The sequence below is a fragment of the Halogeometricum rufum genome (genome assembly GCF_900112175.1).
Taxonomy (GTDB): Archaea; Halobacteriota; Halobacteria; order Halobacteriales; family Haloferacaceae; genus Halogeometricum; species Halogeometricum rufum.
Window position 1 is genome coordinate 48,961 of sequence record NZ_FOYT01000002.1, and the last position, 14,593, is coordinate 63,553.

The window sequence follows — 14,593 nt, forward strand, 5'->3', positions numbered from 1 at the left end:
CGACCGAACTACTCGCCGGCGGCCTCGTACGCCTCCGGCGTGTAGGTCTTCAGTTCCATCGCGTGGATGTCCGTCGTCATCGACTCGCCGAGCGCGTCGTACACCATCTGGTGCTGCTGGACGAGGCTCTTCCCCTCGAAGGCGGGGGAGACGACGACGGCGGCGAAGTGCGCGTCCTCGTGGTCCTCGTCGGGCACGCGCGGCAGCGTCACCGACGCCTCCGCGCCCTCGATTCCGTCCTCGATGAGGCGTTCGACTTCAGAAGTCTCCATACCCGTCGGTGGGTCGGCGTCGGATAAAAGGCTCCGGGACGGGTCGCGACCGCTGTTATCGAACGTGATTTTCAGACGGACAGTTCTAAATAATTTCACGAATTGGTCTGCGCAAACGTGTCATCCGATAATCTATTCGAGGCGGTTCGACACCGGCTCTCTCGGAGTTACATCGCGAAACTGCTCGCGGCGTTCGTCGCCGCCGTCGTCCTGCTCTCGGTGACCGGCGGCGTCACGTACGTCGCCGTCGCCGAGGAACTCCGCGCGGACGCGCGACACGAGGTGGAAACGCTGAGCGAACAGCAGGCGGTCGAGACGAGCGAGTGGGTCGCGACCCGGTCGCAGACGGCCCGGATGCTCTCGGAGTACCGGGTGTTCGCCCGGAACGACGTCGACGCGGTGTCGTCGTACCTCCGGGAGGAGGTAGACAGGCAGACCGACGACGTGTCCGCCATCCACTACGTAGACCGGTCCGAGGGGGTGATACTCGCCTCTTCGAACGAGTCGATGAACGGTCAGTTCCTCGGCGGCGACGGCGACCTGCCGTTCATGATGGGTGGGCTGACCGACGGCGACGCCGACTCCGTGGCGATGACGGAGGTGTACACGACGAGCGAAGACGTGATAGCGTTCGTCAGTCCCGTCCCGGAACGGCCGACTCGCGCCGTCGTACTCGTCGTCTCGACGGCGGCCGTCGAGTCGGAGTTGCAGACGCCCATCGACGGGAGTTTCTCGCAGGTCGTCGCGCCGGGCGGCGTCGTCCACTTCGACGGGGCGGACCACGCGGACGGTACCGGTGCGACGGACGACGCGGTCGGAGCGCCGTATCCGGTCGACGACGCGCCCGCGGTGCAGGCGGGTCTCGACGGCGAGTCGGGCGTGTACACCGCGGCGGCGAACGCGGCCCTCGGCGAACGGCACCTCGTCGGGTACGCGCCGATACCGGGGACGAAGATGGCCGTCGTGACGCACGCGCCGACGAACGCCGCGTACGGCGTGGTGACCCTCGTCGCGGGCGGGTTCGTCGCGCTCTCTCTCGTCGCCCTCTTCTCGTTGGGCGCGTTCACGGCCGTCATCCACTACCGAACGGCGCGTCCGTTGCGCCACCTCGCGGGGACCGTCGAACGACTCCGCGACGGCGAGTTGGACGCCGACCTCTCGACGGCGCGCCGCGACGAACTCGGACGCGTGTACGAGGGCGTCTCGCACCTCCGAGACGACCTGCGGGACCAGCGACGGGACGCGGAGGCGTACAGCGAACAGATGGTGCGGGCCGCCGAGGGGGACCTGACGGTCCGTCTGGACCCGGACTCGAACTCCGAGGACATGCGGACCGTCGCCGCGGCCTACAACGAGATGATGCGCGAGGTGGCGAAGACGATGCGGACCGTCCGCGCGTTCGGCGACGACGTGACCCGACGCTCGGCCTCCGTGGCCGACGGCGTCGGGGAAGTCGAACGGGCCAGCGAGGAGGTGGCGGAGTCGGTCGAACAGATATCGTCCGGCGCGCGCGAGCAGTCCGAGCGACTCGACTCGCTGACCGACGAGATGGACACGCTGTCGGCGTCGATTCAACAGGTGGCCTCGGCCGCCGCGGAACTCTCGGATCTGTCGGGGGAAGCGGCGACCCGCGGCGAGGAGGGGCGCGAGGCGGCCGGCGAAGCGATGTCGGAGATGGAGGCGGTCGAACGGGAGGCCGAACGCACCGCCGAAGCGATTCGGGAACTCGACGCCCGACTCGACGAGATAAGCGACGTCGTCGAGATGATAACCGACGTCGCGGAGCAGACGAACATCCTCGCGCTGAACGCCTCCATCGAGGCGTCGCGGGCGGGCGAGGCCGGCGAGGGGTTCGCCGTCGTCGCCGAGGAGGTCAAGTCGCTCGCCGAGGAGACGCACGACTCCGCGACGGACATCGCGGACCTCGTCGAAGCGGTCGAGACGCGGCGCGACGAGGTCATCGAGGGCGTCGAACGGATGCGCGAACAGGTCGACGACGGGGCCGACGCCGTGGCGGCGACGCTCGATTCGCTCGACGAGACGGTCGCCAGCATCGAGGCGACGGACGACCGCACCGACGAGATAACGGACGCCGCCGCGGCGCAAGCCGAGGCCGCGGACGAGGTGACCGGAACGGCCGACGAGGTGGCCGGCATCGCCGCGGCGGCGACGGCGGAGGCGGAGAACGTCTCGGCGGCCGCGGAGGAGCAGACGGCCTCGCTCTCCGAGGTCACGCAGAGCACGGCCGAACTGGCCGACGAAGCCTCCGAACTCGGGGAACGGCTGGACGAGTTCGAGGTCGGGGCGGCGGAAGGCGACGCGTCGGCCGACGCCGACCGTCGGCGGCCGGTCGAGGGCGCCGCGACGACGACGGACTCCGAACCGTAACCCCGGCTTCGACCCGGTCGGGTTCGCCGACCCGCTCTTCGATATCACGGGCGAGAACGACACCTACAGTTATGTTCGTTCGGTCCAACTGTTTACTACGCGGTGAGTGGACGATATCGCTCGCCGGCGGCAACGGGTTCGGTCGCGTTCGCCGACCGCTTCTATCGACATCTCTGCGAGCAAATCCGCCGTCCGAGACTCACTGCCGATAACTGGTAACTAAATCATAAGTTCTGGTGAACGGTAGTAAGAGTCGCACACAATGTTCGAAGGTTCGGAAGGCGTCCTCGACTGGGTGACCGGAAGCCTCACGAGGACTCTCAGAACGTTTTTCTTCGCCGTCGTGCTGTTCGGCGGCGGCGTCAGCATCTACACCTATCTCAGTCTGGCCGCGGAGATAGAGCGGCACGCCTCCGAGGAGGCCGCGCGAAGCATCGAAACGGCTCTCGTGACCGACCTCGGCGTCCTCGTCGGCGGGACGACTCTCGCACTCGCCGGCATCGCCCTCTTCTTCGGTCGGCACGTCGTCGCTCCCCTGGAGTCGCTCGAACGCCGCGTCGAGCGCATCCGCGCGGGTGACCTCGACGAACGCGCCGACCTCGGCCGCGACGACGAACTCGGCACCGTCGCCGACTGCATCGACGGCGTCCGCCGGGACCTCAGAGACCAACGCGACGACGCGGAGGCCCACCTCGCGTCGATGCGAGCAGGGGCCGACGGCGACCTGACGGTGCGGATGGACACCGACTGCAGCAGTCGGGACATGCGCCGCATCGCCGAGTCGTTCAACGGGATGATGGACGAGTTGGAGACGACGGTGCTGGCCGTCAGCGGCTTCACTACCGAGGTGGCCGCCCAGAGCGAGGAGGTGGCGTCGAGCGCGACGGAGGTGAACCACGCCAGCCAGGAAGTCGCCGAGTCCGTCGAACAGATCTCGGCCGGCGCGCGCGAGCAGTCCGACAGCGTCGGCACACTCTCCGACGAGGTGGAGACGCTGTCGGCCGCCATCGAACAGGTCGCCGCCGAGTCCGACGAGGTTTCCGACCAGGCCGACGAGGCGTCGAACCGGAGCGAACGCGGGCAGCGCTACGCCGAAGACGCACTCGAGGGCATCGAGGACATCGAGCGACAGACCAGAGAGACGGTGGAGTCGGTGGAGACGCTGGACGAGAAACTGGTCGAAGTGGGCGAGATAACCGACCGCATCTCCGCCATCGCAGAACAGACGAACATCCTCGCGCTGAACGCGAACATCGAGGCCGCCCGCGCGGGCGAGGCCGGCGAGGGCTTCGCCGTCGTCTCCAACGAGGTCAAGTCCCTCGCGGAGGAGACCCAGCAGTTCGCCGGCAACATCTCGGAACTCGTCGAGGACGTCCGCGAGCAACGCGAGGAGGTGACCGACGGTATCGAACGGATGCGCTCGTCGGTCGACGACGGCTCCGACGCCGTTTCGAGCGCGCTCAGAACGCTAGACGACATCGACAAGGCGGTCTCTGAGACGAACGACAGCGTCGCCGAGATATCGACCGTCACCTCCGAACAGGCGTCGGCGGCCCAGGCGGTCAGGTCGATGACCGACGAGGTTGCCAGCGTCGTCGAGGAGACGACCAGCGAGGCCGAGAACGTCTCCGCCGCCGCCGAGGAGCAGGCCGCGTCGCTCGGCGAGGTGACCGACAGCGCGACCCGCCTCGCCCAGCAGGTGGACGCACTGCAGGAACACCTCTCGGAGTTCGACGTGGACCGCTCGGACGGCACCACCGAGGCGATGGACGACGTCCTCGACGACGACTCAGTCGCCGCCGGTGCCACAGACGCCGGGGACGGGGAACGCGTCACCGCGGTCGCGCCGGACGCCACGAGGTAACAGTCCGCACGACGTCGGGCGGTTTCGAGAATCAACTCTGATACTCGGCAGCGAAGTATTTTGAACCGAAACACCTTCGGCGCGAGTAGATGAAGGTCGCCCGACGACTCGACGAACTCCTCCCGGAATCGCTTCGGCGCAACTACCTCGCGAAGTTGGCCCTGCTGTTCGCCGTCGTGACGGTCGGCGTGGTCGCCATCGGCGGGTACACCTACGTCACCGTCGCCGAGGAGGTGAGCGACTCCGCCGAGCGTGACCTCCAGACGACCGCCAACCTCCAGTCCGAACAGCTCTCGGGGTGGGTCACCTCACAGCAGCAGACCGCCCGGATGGTCTCCCGGTACAACGTGTTCCAGACCGCCGAGGACTCCGTCGTCTCGCAGTATCTCAGACGCGAGAAGGCGGTCCTGCCGACGGCCGTGACCGAGGTCCACTACGTGGACACCGAGAACAGGAACATCGTCGCCAGTTCGAACAGCGACGCCGTGGGCACCGACCCGCTCCCCGAGGGCACCGCGTTCGTGGAGGGGTCGATGGAGATGCCCGTCGCCGACCAGGTGTCCTACACGCGCCCGTACCACCGCGACAACAAGACGTTCATGGCGTTCGTCAGCCCGGTACAGCTCAAATCCGACCGCGTGGTGATGGTCGTCGCCGACCTCAGCTACGTCGAACTCACGCTCGACACCGCCACCGAGGGAAGCTTCGCACAGGTCGTCACCGCCGACGGGCGGGTGCAGTTCGACGCCTCCGGCCGCGGGAACTACGGCGACTACGGCGTGGCGAACGCGACGGCCGTGACCGACGGCGCGGCCGGCAACCCCGGCGTCTACGAGGACGGCGCGAACGCGCTGATGGACGAGCGACACCTCGTCGCCTACGCCCCCGTCGCCGGCACCGACTTCGTCACCGTGGTCCACGCGCCGGCCTCGGCGGTGTACAGCGTCGAGAACTCCGTCGCCGGCAAACTCGTGGCCCTGTTGGCCGCCGTCGTCGTCGGCTTCGTCGTCCTCGGCGGTCTCATCCACGGCACCACCGTCTCCCCGCTGTCGAGGCTCGCGAATCGCGTCGAACGCCTGCGCGAGGGCGACCTGAACGTGTCGCTGCCCGGCGGCCGCGTCGACGAGTTCGGCTCCGTCGTGGACGGCGTGGCTGCGCTTCGGGACGACCTGAAAGCCCAGCGTGCGGACGCGCGCCGCTACAGCGACGTGATGAGCGAGGCGGCCGACGGCGACCTGACCGTCCGCATGGACCGCGACTCCGACTCGGCGGACATGCGGACCATCGCCGACGCGTTCAACGAGATGGTCGACGAGTTGGAGACCACCGTCGTCGCACTCACCGCGTTCGGCGAGACGGTGGCCGACCGGAGTTCCGGCGTCGCCGCGGGCGCGTCGGAGGTCAGCGCCGCCAGCGACGAGATAGCGCGGTCGGTCGAGCAGATTTCGGCGGGCGCGCGCGAACAGGCCGACCACCTCGCGGACCTCTCCGAGGAGATGGGCGACCTCTCGGCGTCCGTCGAAGAGGTGTCGGCGACGGCCGACGACTTAGCGACGGGGTCGGCAGAGGTGGCCGACCGCGCCGACGAGGGACGCGAGGCCGCCAACGACGCGCTCACCGGCGTCGAGGCCATCGAGTCGGAGACGCACGAGGCCGTCGCGTCGGTCGAGGAACTGGACGAGGAGATAGCGCGCATCAGCAACGTCACCGGCGTCATCGCCGACCTCGCCGAGCAGACGAACATCCTCGCGCTGAACGCCTCCATCGAGGCGTCGCGGGCGGGCGAGGCCGGCGAGGGGTTCGCCGTCGTCGCCGAGGAGGTGAAACACCTCGCCGAGGAGACGGCGACGTACGCCGAGACCATCGAGGACCACGTCACGACGCTGCAGGACAAGCGCGCGGAGGTCGTCGAGGGTATCGAGGAGATGCGCGAGCAGGTCGAAGCCGGCGCCACGCAGGTCGACGAGGCACTGTCGTCGTTCGACGAGATAGCCGACGAGGTGAGCCAGAACAGCGCGAGCGTCGAGGAAGTCGCGGCCGCGACGGGTCAGCAGGCCGGGACGGCCGAGGACGTGCTGTCGATGGCCGACGAACTCGCGGGTATCGGCGAGGAGACGACCAGCGAGGCCGAGAACGTCTCCGCCGCCGCCGAGGAACAGACCGCCACGCTGGACGAAGTCTCGGACGGCGCGACCCGCCTCGCCGACCAGGCGAGCGACCTGAGCGAACTCCTCGACGAGTTCGACGTCTCCGCCGACGGCGTCGACTTCGAGTCGACGCTCTCCCTCGACGGCGAGACGGCCGCCCGACTGGCCGACGTGGTCGCCGACGGCGCGTCCGACGCGGGCGGCGAGTCCGCCCCGACGCCCGCCGCGTCCGACGACGACTGACCCGAGAGCGGCGACTCGGGAGCCTTTTTGACCGCGAGTCGACAACGAGCCTCCGTGTCAGACCCGACAGACCGCGTCGAACGGCGGGTGTTCGAGGACCACGGCGACGTGGTCGAGGCCATCGGACGGTGCGCCGACGCCGTCGCCGCCGAGTGGGACGAGTCGCCGACGGACGCCGCGTGGACGACCGACCGCGACGCCGTCGTCCCCGCGTTCGAACGGGCACTGGACGCGGCGGGCGTCCTCGCGCACCTCCCGCGCGTCCTCTCGGACCTGGTGACGGCCACCGGACACCCGATGCCCGCCCCGCCCGTCGCCGCCCCGCCGTACGTCGTCGTCACGAGCGAGGGCGTCGTCCTCCGGGCGTCGTTGGGCGAGGAACGACTCGTCGTCTCGTTCGACGCGTTCCGCATCGAACGCGGCGACGACGTGCGGTACGTCCGTCGCGACGACGCGACGGCAGGGGCCGGCACGGGCCGTCAGACGGCGTCCGGCGGCGTGCGCGTGCGCGTCGAACGGCGCTGACGGGCCGCACCGCGCGAACGCCGACGGGGCGTCACATCTGGTAGCGGCGTTCGTCGTCGCGTTGCGGGTACTGGTCCTGTCCGGTCATCTCGTCGTACGTCATCCCCGAGAGGTACTCGTCGTACGTCACGTCGTAGCCCTGCCGGAGGTGGAAGTCGAGCGTCCCCCTGTCGACGGTGGTCTGAAACAGCAGGTGGACCGCCCGGCGGACCAGTTCGTCCACCTCGTCCGTCTCGAACGCCGCCGACAGCATCGCCAACTCGTGTCGCGTCTCTCGGTCGAACGACACCGCCGACTCCTCGTCGAGTTCGGCGTACGCGGCCTCTACGTCTTCGGTGAGTTCGTCGAGTCCCATACCGTCGCCCGAGGCGTGCCGGCGGTAAGGGTTCTCCGACTCGGGCGCGTGCGAATCAGCACCCATAACTTCGCTCCGTCCAACTCCGGGACGATGACCGACGGCCACGCCCCGTCGCCCGACGACGGCGACGCGCCCGCCCTTCCCGACGACTGCGACGCGGTGCGGGACGCCCTCGTCTCGTGGTACGAGGCGGACCACCGCGACTTCCCGTGGCGGCGGACCGACGACCCCTACGAGATTCTCGTGAGCGAGGTGATGAGCCAGCAGACGCAACTCGGCCGCGTCGTCGAGGCGTGGGCGGACTTCCTCGCGGAGTGGCCCACCGCCGCGGCCCTCGCGGCCGCCGACCGGAGCGACGTCGTCTCCTTCTGGAGTTCGCACAGTCTCGGCTACAACAACCGCGCGAAGTACCTGCACGAGGCGGCCCGGCAGGTGACCGAGGAGTTCGACGGCGAGTTCCCGCGGACGCCCGACGAACTGTCCGAACTGATGGGCGTCGGGCCGTACACCGCGAACGCCGTCGCGTCGTTCGCGTTTAACGAGGGCGACGCGGTGGTGGACACGAACGTGAAGCGGGTGCTGCACCGCGCGTTTGACGAAATCCATAATGCGGAGGATCCGGATTACGAAACCCTCGCGAACGCGCTCATGCCGCCTGGAGAGTCGCGTGTGTGGAACAATGCGATCATGGAATTGGGCGGCGTGGCGTGTCAGAAGACGCCGAAGTGTGACGAGGAAGGGTGTCCGTGGCGGAAATGGTGCTACGCGTACGAGACGGGTGACTTTACTGCGCCTGACGTACCGACGCAACCCGAGTTCGAAGGGAGTCGACGGCAGTTCCGAGGTCGGGTCGTTCGTGTGCTTGGTGAATACGACGAACTGATGCTGGACGAGTTAGGGCCGAAAATCCGTGTTGACTACACCCCCGAGGGAAATCATGGACGTGAGTGGCTTCGAGGATTGCTTTCGGACTTATCCGATGATGGGCTCGTCGAAGTTGATGAAGACGACAGCGGTACTTCAGTCCGACTTCAACAATAAACCGGTTCTTAGCCGTGGCGACCCCTGATTGTCGTTTGATATCCTACTCGGAATTTGCTGTCCTCCATTCTCTGAGTCAGAAATAAACGAGGGCAGATAGAGGGCCGCCAATAACAATTCAACGAGAGATACAATCGCACATTTTTATATTGGGGTCGTCCACGTGAGAGACAGAGACTCCCCATGCCATCTGACTCCATCCGGCCCGAGGACTGGTGGTTCAAAAAACAACCACCGGGACAATCTCACAGTCCGGGTCTCCTCCAGAAGAAGACTCTCGACAGAAGCCTCGAAACCTTCGTGAGAGAGGTCCTTCAGAACATCAACGACGCAGGTCTCGACAACGACGAACCCGTAGAGGTCACTTTCCGCCTCCACGAACTCGAAGAGACGAGGAAGAGCTTCGAGGACGCTATCTGTTGGAACTCTCTAATAGAACACGTACGTGCGGCCGCCGAAGAACAAGACGGCCCGGGTCTACAGGACTATGTCGACTACTTGGACGACGGGGGGACGCTACGAGTCCTCGTCGCAGAGGAGAAGAACACGAGCGGTATCCAAGGTGACGAGGTGTCCACAGACGGGGATTACGCTGCACTAGTGAGAGACCCCGGGAGCAGTAACAAGAGCGGAGACACCGGCGGTAGACACGGGTTGGGGAGTTCCGTCCTCTGGGTCGCTAGTGGTCTTCAGACGGTCCTGTTCGACTCGTATCTAAACGAGGAACTTCCCGAACAGGAGTCTCCTCGTCTAGTGGGACGCTCGTTCGTCCCGACGCACCAGACTCCAGACGGTCAGTGGTACGACAACGAAGGGTGGTTCGGTTCTCCGACAGGTCTGGAAGATCCAGACTTAGAACGGCCCGAGTCGATGTGGGCCGACGTCGCAGAGGAGTTGGCCGAAGAACTCTCACTAAGTCGGCCGAACGAGGCGGGGACTAGCACGATGATCGTCGGATTCCGGGACCCGTCAGATCCCTCGATGGAGGATCAACCGTCGCCGTCCGACGTAGCGGACACTTTCGAGCGGACGGCGGCCGATTACTTCTGGCCCGCCATCAGTCGTGGCGACCTCAAGGTCCACCTCAATATGGAGGGTGACGAGCGTCACATCACCGGGGAGACTATCCGAGACCACGACAGCGTCGCACCGTTCATCGAGTGCTACGAGAGCAGGGCAGACGCGTCAAAATCCCTCGGAGGGCCGGGCGACGTCGCGAGCCGAGAGTTCGAGTACGAGATCAGGAGCCGGAAGGACGAAGAAACCCCGAGTGAAGGATCGGTTTCACTCGCTGCACGCCGAGCGTATCCATACGAAGAAGACCGCGTCGGCGAGATCGCTCTCTTCCGTGGTTCGGGGATGGTGGTGCAGTACAAACCCGGTCACCACTTGGGCTTCTCTGAGAAGTTCCACGGAGTACTCGCGTGTGGGAACGCTCGGCCGGTAGGCGACGACGAGCCCACAGACGAGGACAGCGCGATCGACAAGTTCCTCGCGATGGCGGAGCCTCCTGCCCACGACGACTGGGTCGGAGAAAAGAACGACGAACTCAAAGGGACGTACGAGTCGGGATGCGTCAAGTGCGTCAAGCGGTTGAAGAAGGAACTCCTGCGGACTCATCTGTCGAAGCTCCTCTACGGGACTCGCGAACGCTCGGGAGAGTCGATCCGGCCGGACCGAGACATAGTGCCGAAGACCAAACGTTCTCGTGGCCGAGAGACGGAAACGTCGACACCGACAGTCGCTACACCGTTCGATTGGGAAGTGACCGCGTCGAACGTCGACGGGAACCGATGGGCGTTCGAGGGCTGGGTGGAACCGGACGTCGACGAACAGGGAGAGGTCGTCGAATGGAGCGTCACCGTGGAGATGGCAGCGATGTTCGAGGACAACCGCGAAGCGTCCAAGATCCCAGTCGAAGAGATCGACGTCGGTGGAACCAGTAGCGACGGTCGTGTCGAAGACGGCCGTGGAGTGATCGAGGTCGAAGAGAACCCAGAGAAGGCTACCTTCGAGATTCGATCCGAGGCGTTCTCCGACAGTGATCCACGGCTAGGCGACGTCGGGGAGACGAAGTTCAAGATCGTCGACGGCTCGATCGGTATCGAGGAGGTGTCGTCGTGAAAGAGATACGTCTGAACAAGAGCCTGTCGTACCGGACCTATCCGCACAAGTGTGAACCCGGTTCGCTGGACTTCGCTGTGATTGGATACTCGCTCAACGGCGAATCGTCGAGCGAGCCGGAGACCGAGCAACTAGTCGACGTGACCGAGTACGAAGGCTGGGACACGCTCAAGCTAGAACTCGAAGTGACGATACCGGAGGGTCTCTTAGGGAAGGTGTTCCCCGAGTTCGGGAAGATACCGGGGATGCTGGTAGTCGCCGCTCACTGCCGCAGCACGTACCTACGAGAACGGTTCGTCCTCGCTCGGGACCCGATCAGTTCGGGGACGTACTCGGGGACGTGGGAGTTCGACGCACAGGACGTCACCGGGAGCTTAGACCTACGTCCAGTCCTCGTGCGGACGACGGACAGAAGAGACTCTACAGACTCGGTGAACTACGCTACCGACGCCGGTGTGTTCGTAGCGGACGGTCCAGAGTGGCGTGTAGAGATCAGCGACGACGAGGGCGAGGGAGAGGACCTGTTCGAGATCCGCGCCAAGGAGTTCAGCGACGAACACGAGTCGAACCCAGACAGTCGCTTCCCTCCAGCAGACCATATGTACTACTTGGACCTCGAGTCCGACGCAGAGCGTCCAGTTCTGTGGCTCAACGAAGACCACGAGAGGGTCCTCCCCCTACTGAGGGATCCCGAGGGACGGTACGAGAAGTTGACTTCCGAATTGGCTTGGAACCAAGTAATGACACCGGTGTGGACTCGTCTCGTGACTATCGCGGCGAAAGAGTACGACCCAGACGAGGAAGAGTGGCTGTACGAATGGCAAGGAGCGGTGTTCGACGAGTTGAACGACGAACTGTACGAGGATCACACGCCAGAGAAAGCTGCGGAGCGACTGCAGGAGGACCTCTCCGACTCGGTCGAACAAGCGACTAAGCGGATAGACGACAGCGTACAAGCACTCCTCGAACCGGCGAAATACTACACGAAACACGTGCAGACGTTATCCGAAAGATGACCCAGACGACCCTGACGAGAGTGACTCCCGAGGCGAAGCGACTGTTAGACGACGAGGCGTTCCTCCGAGGCGAGGAGGGCCGAGAGTTCCTCAAAGACGAAGAACTCGAACGGTACACCCAGTCTACGGAATACACAGCCGACTTAAACGTCTTGGAGGATCGTCTAAAGGCGGTGATGGACGAGTACGGGGAGTACAAGGGGGGGATGGACGCCGAGGCGGCCGTCGCCGTCCACGAGGAGATCGACCTCAGCCGTAGCGCGGCTAGCGACTCCGGGATCTGGAACGACCTCGCGATGAGACACTACCCCTGGTTCGTCCGCCACAGGTGGAGTTACGAGAGCGAGACAGGTATGAAGAAGAAGTTCTGGACGTACGGTGCAGCACTTGATTCTGCTTCGAGTACCTTCGAGCGACTCTGGTGGATCGCCGAGATGACTCACGAAGATGGCGGCTACGAGAATACGAGGAGAGTGTTCCAGAACCGACGGTTCTGTTTCCGTGTGTTCGACATCCAACTCGGCCGGTACAAGCCTGCAGCTCTCGCGTGTCTCGACGTCCTCTACGACGACAACGAGGAGTCGTTCGCGGTCAACGACGTGATAGACGAGACGGTCCAACGACTCCGTCGTGCGGGTAGTACGATACCTCTCGAAGGTCGGACCCGGTCCGAGCTGGTAGACATCGTACAGAGTATCCGCGACGACGTCGAGTCAGACCGTTCTTAGGTACATCTCACGGTCAGTAATCGGTGATCGTAGTCTGACGATCTTCTCCTCGCAAGAATTCCAGCACTCGGCGACCGATGATCTCTCCGAGGTCCGGTGGGACCGCGTTCCCGATTAACTGGCCGTACTTCGTTATGCCGAGGTCGTCGTACTCGGCCGCGAACTCGTAATCCTCGGGGAACGTCTGGAGCAACGCACCTTCTCTGAGCGAGATCGCACGGTTCTGATCCGTGTCATAGTGTCCGAACCGTCCAGAACCCAAGTTGTAAAATTGGGTCGTTATCGTCGGTGCTGGTTCGTCTGGTTCCATACGGCCATACACGGAGTCGAAGGTACTTCCACTATCTTGCTTGTGGCATTCCAGCAGAAGATCGTCATCCCAGTCTCGCCACGTTCTCCCGGGTTTGGACTGCTTCACTCGCTCAAGATTCTCTTCCGAAAGCTCTCGGGCAGTATGGAGCCAATCGTTTGGGTGATGCTCGCCATCTGCCTTAATTTTCGGAAGGTGACCGATAGCCTCCTTTACGGTAGGATAGTCACTCTCATCTGTAATCGGGGGGGTGCCGAGATCTAACCGTCCCTCCTTAGAACCGGTCACGACCCATCTACGACGTTTCTGAGGGATACCGTACTCTGGGCAGTAGACACGTTTGTCGTCCCTGGGATTTAGGTTGTAACCGAGATTCTGAACCTTATCTATGAACTGTTCGTAGACTTCGGCTCGCCTCACCTCATATACGTTCTCCATCACGACGAAGTCGGGATCTACCACCTCAATGATCGCAGCGAGGTGAGAGAGGAGACCATACATCGCATGATCACTGCTCTCTTTTCCGTGGTTTAATGGAGAAAACGGCTGACAAGGTGCACAAGCTGCGATGAGCGTCGCATCTGCGTCGTCGTCCAGATACTCTCCGATGAGAGTAGGCTCATCACGAGCAACTTTGGCTAAGTTTTTGTGGACGAACTCTGCGTCGTTGTTCTCCTCGTAGGCGTATTCGCAGTCCTCGTCGTTATCAAAACCCGCCTCGACCGAGATACCTGCGGCTTCGAGCCCGTTGGTGAGGCCCCCAGCGCCACAGAACAAGTCGACGGCGGATACCTTCATCTTTTCACGCGGAAAGTGTTCGAGGTGAGGGATAAACTATTCGTATTCGGAAGTCTCTGTCGGGCGTCATCGGCGGACGAGGTCTTCGGTCGAATTGATGGATCTAGAGAACAGAGGTTGATTCACTAACCATCAACTCCGGCGTACTGTGTCTCGTAGTAGTCACAGAACCTGTTCGCGAAGCACTCAGGACACTTCGGTGTCGGAGTACAGACGGCCGCCCCGAGATCCAAGAGAGCAAGGTTATACGTCCTCGCTTGCTCAGGTGGGAGGACCTTGTCTGCAAATTCGAGTTGTTCCCGCTTCGTGTCTGGCCAATCGTCGCCGAACACTCGGCCGTACACTCTGTCGACGTTCCGGTCGAGTATCGGTACCTGTCGATCGAGTGCAAAACACACCGTCGCGTTGGCGACGTAGTCGCCGACGCGAGTTAACTCCGTGAGTTCGTCCGCATCACGAGGCAGAGAGTCGTAAGACGTAGCAATTTCGTCTAATGCCTCTACCCGCATGTTGTAGAAGCCGAGTGGTTCGATGACTTCGACGAGCGATTCGACGTCCGAACAGCGGATCGCGTCTAACGATGGGAACTCGGACAAGAATCGCGGGTAGACTCGCGCGACGTTCGCTGCAGGCGTCTGTGTGAGGAAGAACTCTGCGACGAACACTTCGTAGAGTGAAGCGTCTAGGTCTCTCCACGGGAACTGACGGAGGTTGTCCTCGGCCCAATCGAGGAGACCGGCTCTGAACGGTTCGATACGCGACTCGTCCACGATAAGGGA

At 64.0% G+C, this 14,593-nt stretch carries 12 protein-coding genes; 8 read left to right on the forward strand and 4 right to left on the reverse strand.

The features are described from left to right. Positions 1 to 8 precede the first annotated feature (8 nt). The gene (locus tag BM310_RS09805) at positions 9 to 272 is read right to left on the reverse strand and encodes a BolA family protein (RefSeq protein ID WP_089807223.1); all 264 of its coding nucleotides are present in this window, start codon (positions 270 to 272) and stop codon (positions 9 to 11) included. 117 nt (positions 273 to 389) lie between these two features. Here BM310_RS09805 and BM310_RS09810 point away from each other — a divergent pair, with 117 nt between their 5' ends. The 4 genes from BM310_RS09810 (at position 390) to BM310_RS09825 (ending at position 7,439) form a co-directional block, all read left to right on the forward strand. After that, complete coding sequence (locus BM310_RS09810; RefSeq protein WP_089807225.1) at positions 390 to 2,660, forward strand: methyl-accepting chemotaxis protein; 2,271 nt, start codon at positions 390 to 392, stop codon at positions 2,658 to 2,660. A gap of 262 nt (positions 2,661 to 2,922) precedes the next feature. Beyond that, a complete protein-coding gene (locus BM310_RS09815) occupies positions 2,923 to 4,524 on the forward strand; it encodes a methyl-accepting chemotaxis protein (protein WP_089807227.1) in 1,602 nt (533 codons plus the stop codon). Positions 4,525 to 4,613: 89 nt separating this feature from the next. Beyond that, entirely contained in the window at positions 4,614 to 6,914 is a 2,301-nt protein-coding gene (locus BM310_RS09820) for a methyl-accepting chemotaxis protein (RefSeq protein ID WP_089807230.1), read from the forward strand. A 54-nt stretch (positions 6,915 to 6,968) separates the two neighbouring features. Beyond that, positions 6,969 to 7,439, forward strand: a complete 471-nt coding sequence (locus BM310_RS09825; protein ID WP_245778469.1) for a hypothetical protein — start codon at positions 6,969 to 6,971, stop codon at positions 7,437 to 7,439. A gap of 31 nt (positions 7,440 to 7,470) precedes the next feature. Here the strand turns inward: BM310_RS09825 and BM310_RS09830 are convergent, their stop codons facing one another. Next, positions 7,471 to 7,794, reverse strand: coding sequence for a hypothetical protein (locus tag BM310_RS09830; RefSeq protein WP_089809142.1), 324 nt, complete (start codon positions 7,792 to 7,794; stop codon positions 7,471 to 7,473). Between the two features lie 93 nt (positions 7,795 to 7,887). Between BM310_RS09830 and BM310_RS09835 the strand changes: the two genes are divergently transcribed. The 4 genes from BM310_RS09835 to BM310_RS09850 all read left to right on the forward strand — a co-directional run bounded on the left by BM310_RS09835 (position 7,888) and on the right by BM310_RS09850 (position 12,706). After that, positions 7,888 to 8,838 carry an HhH-GPD family protein gene (locus BM310_RS09835; RefSeq protein WP_089807232.1) on the forward strand — a complete coding sequence of 317 codons (951 nt, stop codon included), beginning with the start codon at positions 7,888 to 7,890 and terminating at the stop codon, positions 8,836 to 8,838. A gap of 183 nt (positions 8,839 to 9,021) precedes the next feature. Continuing rightward, positions 9,022 to 10,962 (forward strand): hypothetical protein, encoded by a 1,941-nt coding sequence (locus BM310_RS09840; protein WP_089807234.1) that lies wholly within the window; start codon positions 9,022 to 9,024, stop codon positions 10,960 to 10,962. Then, positions 10,959 to 11,978 (forward strand): hypothetical protein, encoded by a 1,020-nt coding sequence (locus BM310_RS09845; protein WP_245778470.1) that lies wholly within the window; start codon positions 10,959 to 10,961, stop codon positions 11,976 to 11,978. Before BM310_RS09840 ends, BM310_RS09845 begins: the two co-directional genes overlap by 4 nt. Then, complete coding sequence (locus BM310_RS09850) at positions 11,975 to 12,706, forward strand: DUF6339 family protein (protein ID WP_089807235.1); 732 nt, start codon at positions 11,975 to 11,977, stop codon at positions 12,704 to 12,706. The genes BM310_RS09845 and BM310_RS09850 overlap by 4 nt, the downstream gene beginning before the upstream one ends. Before the next feature lie 13 nt (positions 12,707 to 12,719). Here BM310_RS09850 and BM310_RS09855 read toward each other — a convergent pair whose 3' ends face one another. Both BM310_RS09855 and BM310_RS09860 read right to left on the reverse strand, forming a co-directional pair. Further along, positions 12,720 to 13,814, reverse strand: a complete 1,095-nt coding sequence (locus BM310_RS09855) for a DNA cytosine methyltransferase (RefSeq protein ID WP_089807237.1) — start codon at positions 13,812 to 13,814, stop codon at positions 12,720 to 12,722. Between the two features lie 125 nt (positions 13,815 to 13,939). Beyond that, a complete protein-coding gene (locus tag BM310_RS09860; protein WP_089807239.1) occupies positions 13,940 to 14,584 on the reverse strand; it encodes an HhH-GPD family protein in 645 nt (214 codons plus the stop codon). Between the last annotated feature and the right edge of the window lie 9 nt (positions 14,585 to 14,593).